The sequence below is a fragment of the Micromonospora sp. CA-244673 genome, from assembly GCF_050948395.1.
Taxonomy (GTDB): Bacteria; Actinomycetota; Actinomycetes; order Mycobacteriales; family Micromonosporaceae; genus Micromonospora.
This window is the reverse complement of record NZ_CP192019.1, coordinates 1,712,191-1,732,016: the sequence shown is the minus strand read 5'-3', so window position 1 is coordinate 1,732,016 and position 19,826 is coordinate 1,712,191. Positions and strand designations below refer to the sequence as shown.

At 75.0% G+C, this 19,826-nt stretch carries 14 protein-coding genes; 6 read left to right on the top strand and 8 right to left on the bottom strand.

Annotated elements, in window-relative coordinates:
- The first annotated feature begins 141 nt into the window (after nucleotides 1-141).
- The gene (locus ACQP12_RS08300; protein ID WP_433286338.1) at nucleotides 142-1,389 is read left to right on the top strand and encodes a C39 family peptidase; all 1,248 of its coding nucleotides are present in this window, start codon (nucleotides 142-144) and stop codon (nucleotides 1,387-1,389) included.
- A 24-nt stretch (nucleotides 1,390-1,413) separates the two neighbouring features.
- Here ACQP12_RS08300 and ACQP12_RS08295 read toward each other — a convergent pair whose 3' ends face one another.
- Entirely contained in the window at nucleotides 1,414-2,697 is a 1,284-nt protein-coding gene (locus ACQP12_RS08295) for a PQQ-binding-like beta-propeller repeat protein (protein ID WP_433286336.1), read from the bottom strand.
- Nucleotides 2,694-3,977 (bottom strand): PQQ-binding-like beta-propeller repeat protein, encoded by a 1,284-nt coding sequence (locus ACQP12_RS08290; protein WP_433286334.1) that lies wholly within the window; start codon nucleotides 3,975-3,977, stop codon nucleotides 2,694-2,696. The genes ACQP12_RS08295 and ACQP12_RS08290 overlap by 4 nt, the downstream gene beginning before the upstream one ends.
- 96 nt (nucleotides 3,978-4,073) lie before the next feature.
- On the opposite strand from ACQP12_RS08290, the gene ACQP12_RS08285 reads away from it, so the two are divergent.
- A complete protein-coding gene (locus ACQP12_RS08285) occupies nucleotides 4,074-5,909 on the top strand; it encodes a hypothetical protein (protein ID WP_433289178.1) in 1,836 nt (611 codons plus the stop codon).
- Between the two features lie 6 nt (nucleotides 5,910-5,915).
- On the opposite strand, the gene ACQP12_RS08280 is transcribed toward ACQP12_RS08285, so the two are convergent.
- Both ACQP12_RS08280 and ACQP12_RS08275 read right to left on the bottom strand, forming a co-directional pair.
- Nucleotides 5,916-7,703, bottom strand: a complete 1,788-nt coding sequence (locus ACQP12_RS08280; RefSeq protein ID WP_433286332.1) for a hypothetical protein — start codon at nucleotides 7,701-7,703, stop codon at nucleotides 5,916-5,918.
- Nucleotides 7,661-9,469: a hypothetical protein gene (locus ACQP12_RS08275; RefSeq protein ID WP_433286329.1), complete on the bottom strand. Its 1,809-nt coding sequence runs from the start codon at nucleotides 9,467-9,469 to the stop codon at nucleotides 7,661-7,663. Before ACQP12_RS08275 ends, ACQP12_RS08280 begins: the two co-directional genes overlap by 43 nt.
- A gap of 237 nt (nucleotides 9,470-9,706) precedes the next feature.
- On the opposite strand from ACQP12_RS08275, the gene ACQP12_RS08270 reads away from it, so the two are divergent.
- Nucleotides 9,707-10,891, top strand: coding sequence for a hypothetical protein (locus ACQP12_RS08270; protein WP_433286327.1), 1,185 nt, complete (start codon nucleotides 9,707-9,709; stop codon nucleotides 10,889-10,891).
- A gap of 165 nt (nucleotides 10,892-11,056) precedes the next feature.
- Entirely contained in the window at nucleotides 11,057-11,584 is a 528-nt protein-coding gene (locus ACQP12_RS08265; RefSeq protein ID WP_433286325.1) for a hypothetical protein, read from the top strand.
- A gap of 160 nt (nucleotides 11,585-11,744) precedes the next feature.
- On the opposite strand, the gene dxs is transcribed toward ACQP12_RS08265, so the two are convergent.
- The 4 genes from dxs to ACQP12_RS08245 all read right to left on the bottom strand — a co-directional run bounded on the left by dxs (nucleotide 11,745) and on the right by ACQP12_RS08245 (nucleotide 18,300).
- On the bottom strand, nucleotides 11,745-13,691 hold the full coding sequence (gene dxs / locus ACQP12_RS08260) for a 1-deoxy-D-xylulose-5-phosphate synthase (protein WP_433286323.1): 1,947 nt from the start codon (nucleotides 13,689-13,691) through the stop codon (nucleotides 11,745-11,747).
- 70 nt (nucleotides 13,692-13,761) lie between these two features.
- Nucleotides 13,762-14,988, bottom strand: a complete 1,227-nt coding sequence (locus tag ACQP12_RS08255; protein WP_433286321.1) for an anhydro-N-acetylmuramic acid kinase — start codon at nucleotides 14,986-14,988, stop codon at nucleotides 13,762-13,764.
- 13 nt (nucleotides 14,989-15,001) lie between these two features.
- Nucleotides 15,002-16,240 (bottom strand): class I SAM-dependent RNA methyltransferase, encoded by a 1,239-nt coding sequence (locus ACQP12_RS08250; RefSeq protein WP_433286319.1) that lies wholly within the window; start codon nucleotides 16,238-16,240, stop codon nucleotides 15,002-15,004.
- Nucleotides 16,237-18,300 (bottom strand): APC family permease, encoded by a 2,064-nt coding sequence (locus ACQP12_RS08245; RefSeq protein ID WP_357942219.1) that lies wholly within the window; start codon nucleotides 18,298-18,300, stop codon nucleotides 16,237-16,239. The genes ACQP12_RS08250 and ACQP12_RS08245 overlap by 4 nt, the downstream gene beginning before the upstream one ends.
- Nucleotides 18,301-18,456: 156 nt before the next feature.
- On the opposite strand from ACQP12_RS08245, the gene ACQP12_RS08240 reads away from it, so the two are divergent.
- Nucleotides 18,457-19,122, top strand: a complete 666-nt coding sequence (locus tag ACQP12_RS08240; protein WP_433286317.1) for a potassium channel family protein — start codon at nucleotides 18,457-18,459, stop codon at nucleotides 19,120-19,122.
- A gap of 2 nt (nucleotides 19,123-19,124) precedes the next feature.
- Complete coding sequence (locus ACQP12_RS08235) at nucleotides 19,125-19,814, top strand: potassium channel family protein (protein ID WP_357942814.1); 690 nt, start codon at nucleotides 19,125-19,127, stop codon at nucleotides 19,812-19,814.
- The last annotated feature ends 12 nt before the right edge of the window (nucleotides 19,815-19,826 follow it).

Sequence of the window (19,826 nt, the reverse complement as noted above, 5' to 3'; positions counted from 1 at the left end):
GACCTCCCACAACCTAGTGCGGGCCGCCAAGCGTCCCGCGCGCACCGTCGTTGCAAAAAATCTTCAGGTACGCGATGCTGCCCGGCAGCGAGCGACAAGCGCCCGGCCACCGGCCCGGGCCCGAGCCCGACGGGAGCCCGCATGACCGCTGCCGAGCCCGGCCGGGACGTGACGTACCACCGCTTCCGCTTCCCGGCGGACCTGCGGCTCGGCGCCGCCGAGGGGGTGGCCGCCGGCCCGGACGGGCTGGTGCTGGCCACGCCGGCCCGCCGCCTCGACCACACCGACCCGCACTCCGGCGACACCGCCGGGTACGACGCGGCGACCTGGACCTCCCCGGTGGTGCCGGTGGGCTTCACCGTCGCCGAGCTGGTCCCCTCCTGGACCGCCGACGCCCCACCCGGCTGCTGGCTGCGGGTGGAGCTGCGCGGCTGCGCCGGAGAGGCCGCCACCACCGGCTGGTACGAGCTGGGCCGGTGGGCCGCCGACGACACGGCCATCCACCGTTCCTCCGTGCCGGGCCAGGCGGACGACGCGGCCTCCGTCGCGGCCGACACCCTGCGCGTCACGGGCGCGACGGTCACCGGCTGGCAGGTCCGGGTCACCCTGCTCCGGCGGCCCGACGCCCCGGCCGGCCCGGTGCTGCGCACGGTCGGCGTGGTCGCCTCGGCCGGTGCGCAGACCGGCACCGGCACGCCGGCCGCCCGCGCGGGTGGCGCACCGGACGCCGTCCCGGTCCCGGCGCCGGCCCGGGCCGGCACGGAAGCCGGCGACGCCCGGGGCCGGGTGCTCGACGTGCCCCGCTACGCGCAGCGGCTGCACGCCGGCGGGGAGACCCGCTGGGGCGGCGGCGGGGACTCCTGGTGCAGCCCCACCTGCGTCTCGATGGTGCTCGACTTCTGGGGCGCCGGCCCCACCCCGGACCGGTACGCCTGGGTCGCCCCACCCGGCCCCCGGCCCGTGGTGGTGCACGCCGCCCGGCACTGCTACGACCACGCGTACGCGGGGGCCGGGAACTGGGCGTTCAACACCGCGTACGCGGGGCTGCACGGGGTGGACGCCTTCGTCACCCGGCTGCGCTCGCTGGCCGAGGCGGAACGGTTCGTGGCCGCCGGCATCCCGCTGATCGTCTCGGCGGCCTTCACCCGGGGCCAGGTGCCCGGGCTGGACTACGACACCCGGGGGCACCTCATCGTGCTGGTCGGCTTCACGGCCGACGGCGACCCGGTGCTCAACGACCCGTACGCCCCCGACGACGAGGGGGTGCGCCGGACCGTGCCCCGGGCGGCGTTCGAGGCGGCCTGGCAGGGTGGCAGCGGTGGGGTCGTCTACGTGGTGCGCCCCGAGTCGGTGCCGCTGCCGCCGGCGCCCGCGCAGGCCAACTGGTGACCCGGCCGCCGGCCGCCCGCTGACTCAGCGGTCCGTCCGCCAGATCACCAGCCCGCCTGAGGGGTGCAGGCAGACCAGCGCGGTGCCCGAGTCGGCGCACTCGTCCCAGGAGCCGGGCAGCACCGCCCGGACCCGCGCCTCCCCGGCCGCCACGTCCAGCGTGCCGACCAGCGTCCGGTCGCCGGTCAGGCGGCGCAGCCCGAGCAGCTGGCCGCTCTCGACGCCCACGGTCCGCCAGCGGCCGAGCCGGGCGAGCGCGCGGCCGGTGGCCGGGTCGAGCACCGACAGCTCCAGCTCCAGCCCGACGCCGGCCTGGGCGCCGAGCAGCCGGCCCCCGACCGGCGCCATCCCGATCCACCGGTCGTCGACCCAGCCCGGCCGGCCGGTGGCCGGGTCGAGGGCCCGTACGCCGCCGACCTGGTCGCGGATGCACACCATTCCGGCGCACTCGACGAACCACACCCCGGCGCGGGGCTCCACCGGCACGTTCCAGCGCCGGTCCAGCCGGTCCAGCCCGTACGCGGTGACCGTGCCCGGCGCGCCGTCGACCAGCAGCAGGTCGGCCACCACCTGGGTGAACCGGTAGGAGACCCGGTCCGCGGCGGGCGGCACCCGGCCGGCGTGGACCAGCGCGCCGGAGTCCGCGTCGTGCACCTCCACCCGGCCGTCCGGCGTGACCAGCACGATCTGGGTCGGCCCCCGGTCGTCCGTCCGGTACGCCACCCCGTTGCTGGGCAGCGGCAGCGACCAGCGCACCGCGCCGGAGGCCGGGTCGACGGCCAGGACCGTGCCCGTCCCGGCCGCGCGCGGCGTCTCGAACAGCACCCCGCCGGACGCGGTCGACACCGGGTAGCCGGACTGCCGCCAGCGCACCACGCCGGTCACCGGGTCCAGCAGGGTGGAGAGGGTGTCGCCGGCCCCGGCCGGGCTGCTCGTCACCAGCAGCCCGCCGGCCACCGTGCCCAGCCCGAGGACGTGGTCCCCGGCCGGCAGGGTGAACCGCCACACCGGCTCCCCACCGGGCAGCCGGTGCCCGGTGACCACGCGGCCGCCCCGGCCGACGGTGCCCGGGCCGTCGGCCACCACGAGCCGGTCCGCCAGGACCAGGAAGACGGCGCCCTGGGGGGCGGCGACCCGGATCCCCGCGGGCGGCCGGGCCGGCGGGGCCGCGCCGGCCAGGGTCAGCAGCGCGAGGCAGCCGACCGCCACCACCCGGGCCACCCGTCCCGGCGGCCGGGCCGGCGCCGGGGCGGGCTCGTCGGCCTCCTCGCCGTGCCGCATCTCCCCCAGCTCGATTGCCGGGCTCACGGCAGCCGCCACAGCCCGAACCCGCCGTCCGTGTGGCGGCAGACGAGCAGCCGCACACCCATCCGGCAGTCGCCGACGGCGCCGACCAGCACGTCGCGCACCTCGGGGCGGCCGCCGGCCGGGTCCAGTTCGACGAGGAGCAGCCGGCTGTTCCTTATCCGCCGGACGCCGAACAGCCGGCCGTCGAACTCGTCCTGCGCGATCACGTCCCACCGGCCGAGGTCGGCCACCAGCCGCCCGGTGGCCTCCTCCACCACCGCCAGGGCGGTTCCGGTGGCCGTGGGGTCGCCCGCGGCGACCAGGAGCCGGCCGCCGGAGGCCGCCATCGTCCCCGTCCACCGGTCGTCGGTCCACCGCACCGCGCCGGTGGCGGGGTCGAGCGCCCACATCCCGCCGGTCAGCCGGCTGGCGCAGAGCAGGCTGCCGCACCGCTCGGCGTAGCCGACCAGCGGAAGCTGGGCCGTCCAGCGCCGTTGGAGGGTGTCCAGGTCGTAGGCGGTGACGCTGCCGATGTCGTCCCCCAGCACCAGCAGCATCCCGGCGGCGAGCAGGGTCCGCCGCCGGGTGGGTCGGTCACCGGGGGTCAGGTCGCGGGCGGCCAGCCTGGTGCCGCTGGCCGCGTCGTACACGGCGGTCTCGCCGGCGGCCGGCAGGTGGACCAGCCGGTCCACTCCCGACGGACCGAACCCGAGCTCGACGTTGTCCGGCGTGCCCGGGACCGACCAGAGGGTCCGGCCGTCACTCACCGCCACCCGGCGGATCGCCTCCCGGCCGGTCATCTCGGGCACCTGCATGAGCAGCGCCCCACCGGCCGGGAAGCCCACCCCGGGCTGGAGCCAGCTCACCCGGCCGGTGCGGGCGTCGAAGCCGATCGTCTCCCACGGGTAGTCGCCGGCGGTCCGCCCGACGAGCAGCACGGTGCCGTCCTGCTCCCACACCGTGGTGGCGGCTCCCTCGCCCGGCAGCAGGGTCCGCCAGAGTGTCCGGGGAGGACCCCCGGCGACCCGGTAGGCGACGAGTTGCCGGCCCACACCGCGCTGCGGGTCGGACGGCTGCACCACGTACACCCGGTCGCCGGAGACGAACGCGGCGGCCGCGGGGCCGCCGGGCAGGGTGCGCACGGCGGACCGCGGCGGCGGGGCCCCGGCGGTGAGCGTGACCAACGCCACCAGCAGCACCACGACGCTCCGGAACGGACGGCCGACGGCCCGCGGCCGCCGCCGTGCCGCCGGGTCGGGCGCGGTGTCGTCGCGCAGCTCACCCAGATCGATGACGGTCACGACCACCCCCTCTCCGCGCCGCCGCACCGGCGGCCCGGCCGTGACCGGCGTGCGGACGTGCCGCCTGTACGATGGCCCGTCGTGGCTGTGCCGGTGGTGGAACCCTCGCTGAACTCCTCGCCCGTCGAGGCCGAGGCCGTCGTGGCGGACCCGCCGCGTCGGCTCCGACGCCGGCCGGCCCGCGCCGACGTGCTGGCCATCGGAGCCTATGCGGTGCTCGGGGTTCTCGTCTGCCTCAACTACTGGGGGGACGTGGAGCACCGGGTCTCCTCGCACCTGCCGACGGACCACAGCTGGTTCGAATGGCTCTTCGCGCACGGCGCGTACTCGGTGCGTCACCTGGAGAACCCGCTCTTCACCGCCCGGCAGAACGCGCCGGACGGCGTGAACATGATGGCGAACACCTCGCTGCTCGGGGTCACCCTGCCGCTGGCGCCGCTCACCCTGCTGCTCGGCCCGCAGGTGATGTACGCGCTCTACCTCGGCGCGGCGCTCTCGGCCACCGCGGCCACCTCCTACTGGGTGCTGTCGCGGCACCTGGTGCGCTCGCGCGGGGCGGCCTTCGTCGGCGGCGCCTTCCTCGGTTTCGCCCCGGGCATCGTGCACCACGCCAACGGGCAGCCGAACTTCGTCTCCAACTTCCTGCTCCCGCTGATCGTGGCCCGGGTGCTGCGGCTGGGCGAACCGGGCCGCTGGCGGCGCAACGGGATCGCGCTGGGCCTGCTCGTGGCGTACCAGATCTTCATCAACGAGGAGATGCTGCTGCTCACCGCGCTGGCCTGCCTGGTCGTCGTGGTGGCGTGGGTGGTGCAGCGCCCGCGCGCGGCGCGCGAGCGGGCCGGCGCGTTCCTGGCCGCCGCCGGGGTGGGCGGCGGGCTGGCCCTGCTGCTGACCGCGTACCCGATCTGGTTCCAGTTCAACGGTCCGCAGTCCTACCGGGGCCTGCAGGGCGGGGTCTTCCACAACTGGGGCGAGGACCTGATGGCCTTCGTCACCTTCGCCCGGGACACCGTCGCCGGGAACGAGGCGGTGGAGCAGACCATCGGGCTGACCGAGCAGAACACCTGGTTCGGCTGGCCGCTGGTGCTCGTCGCGCTGGGCGCCCTGGTGCTGCTGGTGCGCCGCTCGGTGCCGGCCCGGATCCTGGCCGTGCTCGTGGTGGTCTTCTCGGTCGCCGCGATCGGCCCGAAGGTGCGGTTCGACGGCGTGGAGACCACCGTGGACGGCCCCTGGGCGTACGTCCCGGACAACCTGCCGCTGGTCGAGATGATGATGCCGACCCGGCTCAGCCTGGTGGTGGCCGCCGCGGTCGGCGTGCTGCTCGCGCTGGCCTGGGACGCCCTGTCGGGGCGCGGCCGCCCGCCGGTGCCCGCCCAGCGCACCGGCTCGGCCCCTCCCGGGTCGCGCCGGCGCCGGCTGCGCCTCGTCGGGTACGCCGCCATCGTGGCCGCCCTGCTCCCGCTGTTCCCCCGCCCGCTGCCGGCCCAGCAGATCGACCCGCCGCCGCACTTCATCACGGCGGGCGGCTGGCGGCCCTACGTGCCGGACGGCCGCACCCTGGTGCCGGTGCCGATCCCGAGCAACGTGCACGGCCTGCCCACGCTGCGCTGGAGCGCGCTCACCGAGCAGGCGTTCCCCATCCCCGGCGGCTACTTCATCGGCCCGAACGAGGTGGGCGAGGGGGTCTTCGGCGCACCGAACCGGCCGACCAGCACCCTCATCTACGCCACGATGGACGCGAACAAGGTCCCGCCGCTCACCGAGGAGAACCGCCGCCAGGCCCTCGACGACCTGCGCTTCTGGAAGGCGTCGGTGGTGGTGCTCGGCGCGAACCCCCGCGAGGCGGTGCTCCGCGACCTCATGACGGCCCTGCTCGGGCCGCCGCAGCGGGTCGACGACGTCTGGCTCTGGGACGTCCGCGACCGCGTCTGACGGAGATCAGCCGAGGAGGGGGCGGACGTCCCACAGGTGGGCGCCGGGGACGTCACGGCCGGGGCCGACCAGGGCGTCCACCGTGGCGCGGACCGGGTCCCCCGGCGTCGAGTCGGCCTGCACCAGCACCGCCGCCCGCCAGTGCCGCAGGTCCGCGACGGCCTGGCGGCGTTCCGCGTCGCCGACCGGCGGCACCTGGCCGGTTTCGGCGGCCCGGCGCAGCAGCAGCGAGGTGGGCAGGTCGGGCGCGCCCCAGTGCGCGGTCGGGTCGCCGCCTGCGCGGGGGCCGATGAAGTAGCCGCCCGGCGCGTCGAAGGCCAGCCCGGTGCGCGCCGACCAGAAGGTGGCCGGGCTGACCCCGGATCCGGTGACCGGCGGCACCGGCACCAGCGTCCGCCCCGGCGGCACGTACGCCCGCCAGTCGCCGTCGGCCACGAAGGCCGGCACCGGCATGGCCGGCACGGTGCGGATCGGGGTCGGGGTGAGCGGCAGCAGCGCGGCGGCGACCGCGCCCGCCCAGGGCGCCCAGGTCCGGGCCGCGCGGCGCCGGACCCGGTCCAGGGCGAGGGCCAGCAACACACCGAGCACGGGTACGCACACCAGCGCGAACCGGGCCGGCACCACGAGGTCGAGCAGCGGCACGCCGGCGAGCAGCCGGTACGGCCCGGGCAGCCCGGTGTCGTGCCGATTCACCACGACGGTGGTGCCGAGGGAGAGCAGCGCGAAGAGCAGCCCGCAGGCCGCGAGGGCCCGGACCAGGGGCCGCCGCCACAGCCGGACCACGATCAGCACGGCCAGCAGTGGCAGGAACGGCCCGAAGAAGGAGTTCTGCTCGGTGGGGTTCGGGGAGAGCAGCCCGGCGTGGTAGCCGTCCCCGGCGACGGTCTGCCGGGCGGCGGTGGCGTAGGAGGCCAGGTCCAGCCGGTAGCCCCGCGCGTAGAACGGCATCCCGTCGTAGTGGCCGGGGCCGCGGAACTGGACCCACAGCGGGTACGCCAGCAGCACCCCGGCGACCAGCGCGCCGATGCCGAGCCGGCCCGCCACGACGGGCGCCAGCCGGCGCGCACCGGCCCGGTCCGCGAGGGCGTACACCCCGGCGAACACCCCGGCAGCGAGGGCCAGGAAGACCAGCACCTCCTCGCCGAGGAAGACCTGGTACGCGACGGCCAGCCCGAGCAGGATCCCGTCCCGGCGGACCCGGTCCGCGGCCGGCCGGAACACCAGCCCGAGGATCACCGGGACGAGGAACTGGGCCGCCATGTGCAGGTGCGCGCCGGCCTGCGACACGAGGCCCGGCGCGAAGCCGCAGAACAGCCCGCCCACCGCCGCGGCGGCCCGGGAGCGGACCAGCCGGCGGGCGAGCAGCGCGTACCAGGCGGTGGCGGTGCCGGCGAGGCACAGCACCACGGCGACGAGGAAGGCCACCTGCGAGCCGAACAGCGCGGTGACCGGGGTGAGCGGCACGCCCAGCCCGAGCACCGAGGTGTTGGCCATCAGGTTGACCCCGTCCGGCACGTTCAAGGCGGTGCTGTGCAGCGGGTTCTCGCCGCCGGTCACCGCCCGGGCGGCGCGGGCCAGCATCCACTCGAAGAGCATCTGGTCGCCGGCCTGGTGGAACAGCCGGTCGGGCCGGCCCCACTGGCCGGCGGTGAGCAGCACGGCCAGGCCGAGGTAGCCGGCGGCCACGAGCGCGTCGACCGGGCGCGGCCGCCACCGGCGCCGGGGCGCGGGGTCGGGGCGGTCCGGGCCGGTCAGGCGGACTGGCTGGTCAGTGTCCGGACGTCCCACAACCACACGTCCAGCTCCTGCCGGGCGGGCCCGACCAGCTGCTCCATGGTGCGGCGCAGCGGTTCGGCGTTCTGCTCGTTCAGCGGCAGCACCACGATGGCGGCCCGCCAGTGCCGCAGCTCGTCGAGGAAGCGGCGGCGCTGCCGGTCGTCGAGCTTCGGCGTACGCCCGGTGGCCTCGACCTCGGCGAGCAGCTCGCCGATGCCGCTGGGCCGGCCACCGAAGCGGCCCGGGTCGCCGGTGACCCCGTTGCGCGGGGCCAGGAAGTAGCCCCCGGGGATCTTGAAGGCCAGGTCGGTGCTGGCCGCCCACCGCATCGGGTCGGTGTTGCCCATGGCCGGCACCGGCACGGAGACCAGCGTCTGGTCCGGGCCGACGTACTGCCGCCACCGGTCGGCCGTGATGAACTTCGGCACGGCCGGGCGGGTGGTGACCTGCAGCGGCATGGGCGCGATGGGCAGCAGCGCGAACACCAGACCGGCGGCGGTCAGCGTACGCATGGTGCGCCGCTCCACGACCCGCAGCGCCGCGGCCCGCTGGACGGCCAGGGCCAGCAGCACCCCGATCACCACGGTGGTGATCAGGCCGAACCGGGTGGGCACCACGGCGTCCAGCAGCGGCAGCTTCACCAGCAGCTCCCACGGGCCGGTGACGAGGTCCCGGTCCCACCAGGAGACCCGCTCGCCCAGGGAGAGCACGGCGAAGAACAGCCCGGTCGCGGCGAGCGCCCGGACCACCACGTCCCGGCGCAGCCACACCACGATGCCGACGGCCAGCAGCGACAGGCTCCAGCCGAAGAAGGCGTTCTCCTCCGAGTAGTTCGGGGCCAGGTTGACGTTGGCCCGCTCGTTGCCGCCCAGGGTGGGCGAGCCGGGGGTGAAGAACGCGGCGATGTCGTTGCCGTAGTCGCGGACCGTGTCGCTGAGCCCGTGGTACGCCATCGGCCCGGCGAACTGCACCCAGAGCGGGTACGCCAGCAGCGCCCCGGCGAGCACCGCGCAGACGGCCAGTCCGGCGGCGAGCGGCCGCGACGCGGCGGACCACCGTTCGCGCCGCTGCACCACGACGGCGAGCAGGAACACCCCGCAGGCCAGCGCCGTGAAGAGCAGGATCTCCTCGTTGACGAACGCCTGGACGGTGACCAGCAGGGCGAGCAGCGCGCCGTCGCGGACCGGCCGGGTGGAGCGGGTGAGCACCAGCACCCGCCACACGATGAACGGCAGCAGGAACTGGCTGATGATGTTCGGATGCCAGTTGGCGTGCGACAGCATGGCCGGCGAGAACCCGCAGAACCAGCCGCCCACGGCGGCGGCCAGCCGGTTGCGGACCAGGTGCCGGGAGAGCACCCGGTACCAGGCGGCGGCCGTGCCGGCGAGACCCAGCGTGACAAGGGTGACGAAGGAGACCGCCGGTCCGAACAGGAGGGTCACCGGCACCATGGGGATGCCGAGGGCCAGGATGGCGGTGTTCGCCATCAGGTTGACGCCGTCCGGATAGTTGAACTGGTCGGTGTAGAACGGGTACTCGCCGTGCAGCACGACCCGCACCGAGTGGGCCAGGAAGAACTGCACCTGTGCCGGGTCGCTGCTGTAGAGCGCGGCCACCCGGCCGGCCGGGTCGGCCCAGATCCCGCTGGTCACCCAGAGCGCGGCGAGCAGGAACACCCCGTACACGGCAAGGTCCAGCCGGCGCGGCGTCCACCGCCACCGCCGCCGCGCGGCGGGCGCGGCCGGCTCCGGGTCACGTTCGGTGACCGTGGGTTCGTCCACCATGACGGAGAGCGGTCCGCCCGGGGCGTCGGCGTCCGGCGTCGAATCGCCACGGGGTTCGGCAGGCGTCACAGTCGGCGGAGTCTACCGGAGCGGGAGAATGGCGTACGAATCGCACGTCCCACCGTCCTCAATGGTCATCGGCCGAAAGGGTGAGGTCTGCGCGGCCGGGCGACGGGCCGTCTCGTACCATGTGGGCTTCCGGACACGACCTGCGATGGGATACAGGGGGCGTACAGGGTGGCTTCAGCCCGCCGACGCGGCACGACGGCCACCGCGCTGCTGGCCCTGCTGGTGACCGGCTGCGGCCCGATCGCCGACCGGCAGCCCGCGGCGCTGCCGGTCGGCTACGACAGCCTGGACGGCACCCTGAAGGTCTGGCCGGCGCGGGGCAGCCTGGCCCGCGACGCCGCCGCGACCGCCGGGATCACCGATGCCGTACGCGACTGGCGCTCCCCCGTCGACGACCGCGCCCACCTCTCGTCCTCGGGCATCCTCTACTCCGGGGAGGTCGCCGGGTCGCCGCTCGCCCTGGTCGCCGCGGACGTGCCCGGCGAGGCCGCCTCCTGGCTGCTGCAACTCGACCGCGACGGGCAGCGCTGGCGGGTCGCCCACGCCACCGAGTACACCGAGCCCGGCTACCTGGTCTACTCGGACGTGCTGCCCGTCCAGCAGCCCACCGGCCGCCGCTACCTCACCTCCGCCCGGGTGGAACGGCTGCTCGGCCCCGACGGCACGGCGCTGCCCGCGGCCGACGGCATCACCGAGCCGGTCGCCGTGCCGCCCTGCCAGGCCGTGGCGGTGACCGCGACGCTGCGGCCCACCCGCTCACTGCCGCGCGGCCGGGCCGCGGACCGCGTCCTCGACCTGGGTACGGCGACCGCGGCGCCCCGCTATCCGCTGGTGCGGGACGAGACCGGCTCCGGGAAGCGGGCGCTGACCGGGCTGGACACCTGCGTGCTGGCCGGCGAGCGGGGGCCGTTCGGGAGCGTGCCGCGGCGGATCGGCGACCGGCAGGCGCCCCGGTCGGCGCCGGAGTCGTGGCCGATGGCGAAGATCGGCGTGCGGTCGCTCGGGTCGGTGACCCTCGGCGGTGGCGAGCCGGGTGAGCTGGAGCAGCTCACCTGGGAGAGCGCTACCGGGACGATGACGGCGGTGGTCTACCGGCCGGCGGGCGGCGGCACGCCGGTCGTGTCCCCTGCCGACCGGTCCACCACGTTGCAGGCCTACTACCTGCCCGTGCCGGGGCAGCCGCTCGCGGTGCTGACCTGGCGGACGCAGGGCGCCTCGTTCGCCGCGCCGCCGGGGACGACCCGGCTGGTGGACCGGCCGGGCCTGGTGGTCGTGGAGCAGCCGGAGCGGAAGCAGACGTTCAGCCTGGCGGGCACCGAGAAGACCTGGTACCGGTCGGTGGGCGGGCGCTGAGCCCGGTCTCCGCCGTCGACGCCGCTCGCTGCCGGCGTGTGACGACGAGCCGAAGGACCGACCCGCCGCCGTACGCGCACCGTATTGACACCCTCACCCAGCGGGAGCAGATTCCGGGGTGATCCCGGTCGGTCGCGGCCGGGGCGTCCCGGAAGGACGGTCGCCATGCACAGGATCAGGTCCACCGGAAAGGCGCGACTCGCCTCGGCGGTGGCGCTGCTCGCGCCGTCGTTCGTGCTCGTGGCCGGGCCGACGCCCGCGTACGCCGCGGACACCACCACCCGGATCCTCCGGGCCCCGCTGGACCTCTCGGTCGTCCTGCCCTGCGCCAACGGCGGCCTCGGCGAGGTCGTCGACTTCGACGGCACGATCTCCGAGGTCTACCACGTGACCGTCGACGGGACCGGCGGGTTCCACGTGCACATCGTCGAGACCCAGTCGAACGTGCACGGCATCGGCGCGACGACCGGGGACCGGTACGTGAGCACCCGGGTCAACCTCTTCGTCTACAACCAGGGCTCCGGCGGCCTGCCGATCACCTCCACCCAGCAACTGGTGTTCAAGATCGTGGGGCCCGGACGGGGCAACGACGCCTCCCTCCGGATCACGAACCACACAACCCTCAACGCCGACGGCACGGTAACGGTCGCCTTCGACACGTTCACGGCGGAGTGCGAACCAACCGCCCCCTGACGGCCCGCCGAGGGACCGCTGGAGATCTTGGTACGAAGTGGCCCCTATAGGGGCCGTTTCCGTCCAAGATCTCTCCGGGCGCGGCTCAGTCGCTACAGCCCTCGACGTCGAAGGGGCGGCCCTGCGCGTGGCAGGACCGCCCGTTTCGGCGTAGCTGGGGTCAGTTCTTGGCGGTGGCCTCGTCGGCGGCCGGCTCGACGGACTGCGCGTCCAGCCCCGAGATCCAACCGGTGACGTTGCGCGCCACGTCCTGAGCCGTGAGCCCCAGGTCGGCCAGGATCTGCGCCCGGGTCCCGTGCGGGTGCCAGTCCGCCGGCACGCCGAGGTCCTTCACCGGCACCCGGACGTCGGCGTCCCGCATGGCCTGCGCGAGGGCGGAACCCACGCCACCGACCCGGACGCCGTCCTCGACGGTGACGACGAGCCGGTGCCCGGCGGCCAGCTCGACGAGCTCGGCCGGCACCGGACGCACCCAGCGCGGGTCGACCACGGTCACGCCGTAGCCCTGCTCGGCGACCCGGGTGGCGACCTCCATGCCGAGGCCGGCGAAGGAGCCGACCGCGACCAGCAGCACGTCGGTGCGCGCCGACTCGGCCAGCACGTCGACGGGGCCGACCCGGCGCACGGCCGGCAGGTCGGCGGCCACGGTGCCGGTCGGGAAGCGCAGGATGGTCGGACCGTCGTCCACGGCGATCGCCTCGCGCAGCTCCTCGCGGAGGGTGGCCGAGTCGCGGGGCGCGGCGACGCGCAGGCCGGGCACCACGCCGAACACCGACATGTCCCAGATGCCGTAGTGGCTGGGCCCGTCGGGGCCGGTGATGCCGGCGCGGTCGAGCACGAAGGTGACCGGCAGCTTGTGCATGGCCACGTCGAGCAGGACCTGGTCGAACGCACGGTTGAGGAAGGTGGCGTAGACGGCGACCACCGGGTGCAGGCCGCCCAGGGCCAGGCCGGCCGCCGAGGTGGCGGCGTGCTGCTCGGCGATGCCCACGTCGTACACCCGGTTGGGGTACTTGCGGGCCAGGGTGGCGATGCCGGTGGGCTCGGCCATGGCGGCGGTGATGCCGACCACGTCGGGGCGCTCGTCGGCGATGGTGACCAGCTCGTCGGCGAAGACGTGGGTCCACTTCACCGACGGCGCGGCGAGCAGCTTGCCTGTCTCGATGTCGAACGCGCCGCCCGGGCCGTGCAGGCGGTCCGCCTCGTCCTCCTCGGCGGCGCGGTAGCCGTAGCCCTTGCGGGTGACCGCGTGCACTATCACCGGGCCACCGAAGTTCTTGGCGGCGCGCAGCGCCGACTCGATGGCGGGGACGTCGTGGCCGTCGACCGGGCCGACGTACTTGATGCCGAGGTCCTCGAACATGGCCTGCGGGGCGACCGCGTCCTTGATGCCCTTCTTGACCGCGTGCAGCACCTCGTACATCGGCCTGCCGACCAGCGGGGTCGAGCCGAGCGCGTCCTTGACGGTGTCGAGCACCTTCTCGTAGCTCGGGTTGAGCCGCAGCGACGACAGGTGGTCGGCGAGGCCGCCGATGGTCGGCGAGTAGGACCGGCCGTTGTCGTTGACCACGATGACGAGGGGGTTGCCGGCGGTGGCGATGTTGTTGAGCGCCTCCCAGCACATGCCGCCGGTGAGGGCGCCGTCGCCGACCACGGCGACGACGCTGCGCTTCTCGCCGCGCAGCGCGTACGCCTTGGCAAGCCCGTCGGCGTAGGACAGGGCGGTGGAGGCGTGCGAGTTCTCGATGAGGTCGTGCTCGCTCTCGGCCTGGCTCGGGTAGCCGGAGAGGCCACCGCGCTGGCGGAGCTTGTCGAAGCCGTCCTGCCGGCCGGTGACGATCTTGTGTACGTACGCCTGGTGGCCCGTGTCGAACAGGAGGCGGTCGCGCGGCGAGTCGAAGACCCGGTGCATGGCCAGGGTCAGCTCGACCACGCCCAGGTTGGGGCCGACGTGCCCGCCGGTGCGGGAAACCTTGGCGATCAGGAAGTCCCGGATCTCGGCGGCGAGGATGTCCAGCTGCTCGGCCGTCATCCGCTTCACGTCCTGCGGGCCGCGGACGGTGCCCAGCAGCCGACCGTGGTTGGCCGTGCCCTCTTCAACACTCATGACCGAAGAGTCTATCGGCCACCCGACAGCCCGCAGCCCGGCCGTGGATCTTCCCAGGTCAGGCCCCGGATCAGGGGGTGACGACCAGCCGGAGCGGCGGAACCGGCGGGGTGGCCGCCCACGCCGGGCCGGAGGGGGTCCAGGAGCCCAGCACGGCGGCCCGGGAGGCCCCGGTGACCGAGGGGATGGCTCCGGGCAGCCCGTGCCAGGAGAGCCACCCCAGCAGGGCGAACGCGTACGCCTCCTTGGCCTGGGCCGGCACCCCCAGCTCGTCGGTGGTGCGCAGCCGCCAGCGTCCCTCCCCGAGGGCGGCGAGCCGGCCCCGGAGTGTGGGATTGCGCACTCCCCCGCCGGCGGCGATGACCTCGGTCACACCGTGCCGGTCGCAGGCGTCGGCGACGGTCCGGGCGGTCAGCTCGGTGAGCGTGGCGAGCACGTCGTCGGCGGCCACCGGCTCGCCCAGGGCGGCGAGGCGGTCGTCCAGGTAGCCGCCGTGGAACAGCTCCTTGCCGGTCGACTTGGGCGGGGGCGCGGCGTAGTAGGGCTCGGCCAGCAGCAGCGCCAGCAGCCCGTCGTGCACCCGGCCGGCCGCCGCCCGCGCACCGTCGGTGTCGCAGGGACGGTCCAGGAGGCGCCGGGCCGCGGCGTCCAGGAGGGCGTTGGCCGGGCCCACGTCGTACCCGAGGACCGGCGCCCCGGGGGCGACCACGGTGAGGTTCGCGATGCCGCCCAGATTAAGCGCCGCCCGCGGCCCGCCGCCGTCCGGGCCCAGCGCCGCCCGCGGCCCGCTGCCGTCCGGGGCGAGCGCCGCCCGCGGCCCGCCGGCCGCGTCGAGCAGCAGCGCGTCGAAGGCCGGGACCAGCGGCGCGCCCTGGCCGCCGGCGGCCACGTCCGCCGACCGCAGGTCGTGCAACACGGGTACGCCCACCCGGGCGGCCACCCGGGCCGGCGCGCCGAGCTGGAGGGTGCCCCGCACCCGGCCCGCCTCCACCCAGTGGAAGACGGTCTGCCCGGGCGAGACCACCGCGTCGGCCGTGCCACCGGCCAGCTCGACGCCGGCCGCCGCCGCCTCGGCGAAGACCTCGCCGAGCCGGTTGTCCAGCCGGCAGACCGCCTCGATGGTGGTGGCCGCCGGGGGCAGCAGCGCGCCGATCTCGGCCCGCAGGTCGTCCGGGTAGTCCAGGCTGCGGTGCCCGAGCGGCCGCAGCCGCAGCGTGTCCCCGTCCCGCGTGAACTCGGCCGCCACCACGTCCACCCCGTCGTACGAGGTCCCCGACATCAGCCCGACGATCTTCATCGGGCCAGGCTAGTCACGACTGGGGCGGCAGGAACAGGCCGACCAGCTCGACGTGCTGGGTCATCGGGAACAGGTCGAAGCCGCGCAGCGCCGCGAGCCGCCAGCCCGCCCCCGTGAAGGTGCGCACGTCCCGGGCGAAGGCCGCCGGGTCGCAGGCCACGTACGCCACCGCGCGCGGGCCGGCGGCGACGATGTCCCGCACCACCGGGGCGCCCGCGCCGGAGCGCGGCGGGTCGAGCACCACGAGGTCGACCGGGCCGGTGACCCGGCGGCGGGCCAGCGCGGTCTCCACCCGGGCGGCGACCACCTCGACCCGGGGCAGGTCGGCCAGGTTGGCCCGGGCCGCGTCCACCCCGCTCCGGCTCGACTCGACGAGGGTGACCCGGGCGTCGCCGACCCGGCCGGCGAGGGCCGCGGCGAACAGCCCGGCGCCGCCGTAGAGGTCCCAGGCGGTCTCGCCGGGGAGCGGGTCGAGCAGGTCGAGCACCGCCCCGACCAGGGTGTCCGCGGCGGCCGGGTGCACCTGCCAGAAGCCGGAGGCGGGCAGCGTCCAGTCCCGGCCGGCGGCCACCTCGCGCACGTCGGCCGGGCCGCTCACCGGGGTGGGGACCCCCTCGGCGTACGCGACGACGCTGACGTCGCCGCCGGTGGAGGCGACCGTCTCGACGGCGTCGGCGTCCGGCCAGCTCGCTCCGCTCGGGGTGAGCACCGGCAACTCCCGGATGGCCGGGTGGGCGATCAGGCAGCGGTCGATCGGCACCACCTCGTGCGAGCGGTGCTTGAGCAGCCCGGCCCGACCGGCCGCGTCGACCGCGTAGCGGACCCGCGAACGCCAGCCGAGCGGGCCGCCGGGCAGCGCCTCGACCCGGACGCCCAGCGCGTCGACCTGGTCGTCGGTGAGCCCGCCCAGCCGGGTGAGCTGCTCGCGCACCACGGCGAGCTTCCAGTCGAGCTGGGCGGCCGGGGTGACGTGCTGGAGGTCGCAGCCGCCGCACCGGCCCGGCTTCGCGTACGGGCAGGGTTGTTCGACCCGGTCCGCCGACGGGGTCAGGACCTCGACGGCGTCGGCGCGGGCGAAGCCCCGGTGCAGCTCGGTCACCTCGACCACCACCCGCTCGCCGGGCAGCGCGTGCCGGACGAAGACCACCTGGCCGTCGACCCGGGCCACGCAGTGTCCGCCCGGGGCGACCGCGTCCACGGTCAGCTCGACCCGCTGCGCCTCCTCCAGCCCGGCGCGGGCCGGCGCGGTCACGGGCGCTCCCCCGCACCGCTCTCGCCGGGCGGCGCGGAGACCACCGGCGGGACGCTGGGCGGGAGGGTGCTGCGCGGGGCCACGCGGGGGCCACGCGCCGGGCCACGGGTGAGCGTGGCGTCCAGCCGGTCCAGGTTCTTGCTGGCGGTCGAGGCGAGCTGCCAGGGCACGCTGGTGACCATCACGCCCGGCTCGAAGAGCAGCCGGCCCTTGAGCCGCAGCGCGCTCTGGTTGTGCAGCAGGTTCTCCCACCAGCGGCCCACCACGTACTCGGGGATGAAGACGGTGACCACGTCGCGGGGCGACTCCCGGCGGGTCGACGCGACGAAGTTGAGGATCGGCCGGGTGATCTCCCGGTACGGGGAGTCGATCACGGTCAGCGGCACCGGCAGCTCGCGCCGCTCCCAGTCGGCCTGGAGGTCCCGGGTGTCCTTGTCGTCCACGTTGACGGTCACCGCGGTGAGCGTGTCCGGCCGGGTCGCCCGCGCGTACGCGATGGCCCGCAGGGTCGGCTGGTGCAGCTTGCTGACCAGCACGATGGCGTGGTTGCGGGCGGGCAGCACGGCCCGCTGCTCGGTCGGCTCCAGCTCGGCGGCGATCCGGTCGTAGTGCCGGCGGATGGCCAGCATCACCAGGTAGATCATCGCCATGGCGGCGATCGCGATCCAGGCGCCGAGCAGGAACTTGGTGAGCAGCACGATGACCAGCACCACGCCGGTCATCGCCATGCCGAACGCGTTGATGGCGCGGGAGCGGACCATCCGGGCGCGCGCCTCCGGGTCCCGCTCGGTGCGCAGGTGCCGGTTCCAGTGCCGGATCATGCCGAGCTGGGAGAGGGTGAACGAGACGAAGACCCCGACGATGTAGAGCTGGATGAGCCGGGTCACCTCGGCCTGGAAGCCGATGATCAGCACCACGGCGGCGACGGCCAGGAAGATGATCCCGTTGGAGAAGGCCAGCCGGTCGCCCCGGGTGTGCAGCTGGCGGGGCAGGTAGCGGTCCTGGGCCAGGATCGAGCCGAGCACCGGAAAGCCGTTGAAGGCGGTGTTGGCGGCCAGGAACAGGATCAGCGCGGTCATCCCGGCCACCACGTAGAGCAGCACCGAGCCGTTGCCGAAGACGGTCTCGCCGAGCTGCGCGGTGACGGTCTTCTGCACGTAGCCGTCCGGTCCGGAGACGATCTGCGCCGGGTCCTCGACGAACTGGAGGCCGGTCAGCTTGGCCAGCCAGATGATGCCGACCAGCATGCTGACCGCGATGGTGCCGAGCAGCAGCAGGGTGGTCGCCGCGTTCTTCGACTTCGGCGTCTTGAACGCCGGCACGCCGTTGGAGATCGCCTCGACGCCGGTGAGCGCCGCGCAGCCGGAGGAGAAGGTGCGCAGCAAGAGGAAGATCAGGGCGAAGCCGGTCACGCTGTGCTCGGCGTGGATCTCCAGTCCGGCGCTCGGCGCCCGCAGGTCCTGGCCGAGGATGAAGATCCGGACCAGCCCGGTCAGCAGCATGCCGCCGATGACGATCACGAAGCCGTAGGTGGGGATGGCGAACGCGGTGCCCGACTCGCGCAGACCGCGCAGGTTCATGGCGGTGAGCAGCACCACCGCGCTGACCGCGATGAGCACCTTGTGGGTGGCCACGAACGGCACCACCGAGCCCAGGTTCGCCACGCCCGAGGAGACGGACACCGCCACGGTGAGCACGTAGTCGACCAGCAGCGCGCTGGCCACCGCGAGCCCGGCGCGCGGCCCCAGGTTGACCGTCGCCACCTCGTAGTCGCCGCCGCCCGAGGGGTAGGCGTGCACGTTCTGCCGGTAGCTGGCCACCACGGTCAGCATCACCACGACGACCGCGAGCGCGATCCACGGCGAGAAGAAGAAGGCGGACGCGCCCGCGATGGAGAGCGTCAGCAGGATCTCGTCCGGGGCGTAGGCGACGCTGGAGAGCGCGTCGGAGGCGAAGACCGGCAGCGCGATGCGCTTCGGCAGGAGGGTGTGTTGGAGACGGTCGGACCGGAACGGTCGACCGAGGAGGAGTCGCTTCAGCAGCGAGGTGGGTCGGGCCACAACCGCCAAGAGTACGACCACCCCGTCTCGGGCGGTGGGGTGCCTGATCGCCCCGCGTTCGACCGCGCGGTACGGTCGGTCCCCCGCCGGGCGCGGGGACGTGGCAGGCTCGCAGTCGACGGGCCAGCGTGCGGCACCGTGGGAGGAGCGGACACCGTGCATGTCGTGATCATGGGCTGCGGCCGGGTCGGGTCGACCCTGGCCCAGAGCCTGGAGTCCCGGGGGCACTCGGTGGCGGTGATCGACCAGGACGCGGACGCGTTCCGGCGTCTCGGGCCGGACTTCGCCGGCATCACGGTCACCGGCGCCGGCTTCGACGGCGAGGTGCTGCGGCAGGCCGGCATCGAGCGCGCCGACGCGTTCGCCGCGGTCTCCAGCGGCGACAACTCCAACATCATCTCGGCCCGGCTGGCCCGGGAGACCTTCGGCGTGTCCCGGGTGGCCGCGCGCATCTACGACCAGCGCCGCGCCCAGGTCTACGAGCGCCTCGGCATCCCCACCGTGGCGACCGTGCGGTGGACGGCCGAACGGATGCTGCGCCACCTGGTCCCCGAGGGCAACGTCGAGATGTTCCGGGACCCGACCAGCACGGTGTCGATCATCGAGGTGCCGGTGCACAAGGACTGGATCGGCCGGTCGCTGCGGCAGCTTGAGGAGGCCGCCGGAGCCCGGGTGGCCTACCTGATCCGGTTCGGGATCGGCACGCTGCCCACGGCCTCCACCGTGGTGCAGGAGGGCGACCAGGTCTTCATGCTGGTGACCGACGACATCACCGCCTCGGTCACCTCGGTGGCGGCGGCGCCGCCCGAAGGGGGGCAGTGACCATGCGCATCGCCATCGCCGGCGCGGGCAACGTGGGCCGGTCGATCGCCCAGGAGCTGATCGACAACGGCCACCAGGTGATGCTGATCGAGCGGCAGCCCAAGATGCTCCGCCCCGACCGGGTGCCGGCCGCCGACTGGGTGCTCGCCGACGCCTGCGAGCTGGCCAGCCTTGAGGAGGCCAACGTGGCCGGCTGCGAGGTGGTGGTGGCCGCCACCGGCGACGACAAGGTCAACCTGGTGGTGTCGCTGCTGGCCAAGACCGAGTTCGCGGTGCCCCGCGTGGTGGCCCGGGTCAACCGGGCCGAGAACGAGTGGCTCTTCACCGAGCAGTGGGGCGTCGACGTCGCGGTGAGCAAGCCGCGGGTGATGGCCGCGCTGGTCGAGGAGGCGGTCACCGTCGGCGACCTGGTCCGGCTCATGACGTTCCGCCAGGGCGAGGCGAACCTGGTCGAGATCACCCTGCCGCCCACGGCGCCCTACGTCGGGCAGCCCCTCCACGCGGTGCCGCTCCCCCGGGACGCGGCGCTGGTGGCGATCCTGCGTGGCAAGCGGGTGCTGGTGCCCAGCCCGGACGACCCCATCGAGGCCGGCGACGAGCTGATCTTCGTCTGCACGGCGGCCGTGGAGGACGAGGTCCGGGCGGTGATCCTCGGCCCGGACAGCGTCGACCGCAAGCGGGAGCGGACCTGACCGACGCCGCCC

Bases quoted from the DNA above. Each gene is read 5' to 3' on its own strand.
- ACQP12_RS08300 (WP_433286338.1), top strand. From the start codon at position 142: ATGACCGCTGCCGAGCCCGGCCGGGACGTGACGTACCACCGCTTCCGC.
- ACQP12_RS08275 (WP_433286329.1), bottom strand. From the start codon at position 9,469: ATGGTGGACGAACCCACGGTCACCGAACGTGACCCGGAGCCGGCCGCG.
- ACQP12_RS08265 (WP_433286325.1), top strand. From the start codon at position 11,057: ATGCACAGGATCAGGTCCACCGGAAAGGCGCGACTCGCCTCGGCGGTG.
- dxs (WP_433286323.1), bottom strand. From the start codon at position 13,691: ATGAGTGTTGAAGAGGGCACGGCCAACCACGGTCGGCTGCTGGGCACC.
- ACQP12_RS08255 (WP_433286321.1), bottom strand. From the start codon at position 14,988: ATGAAGATCGTCGGGCTGATGTCGGGGACCTCGTACGACGGGGTGGAC.
- ACQP12_RS08235 (WP_357942814.1), top strand. From the start codon at position 19,125: ATGCGCATCGCCATCGCCGGCGCGGGCAACGTGGGCCGGTCGATCGCC.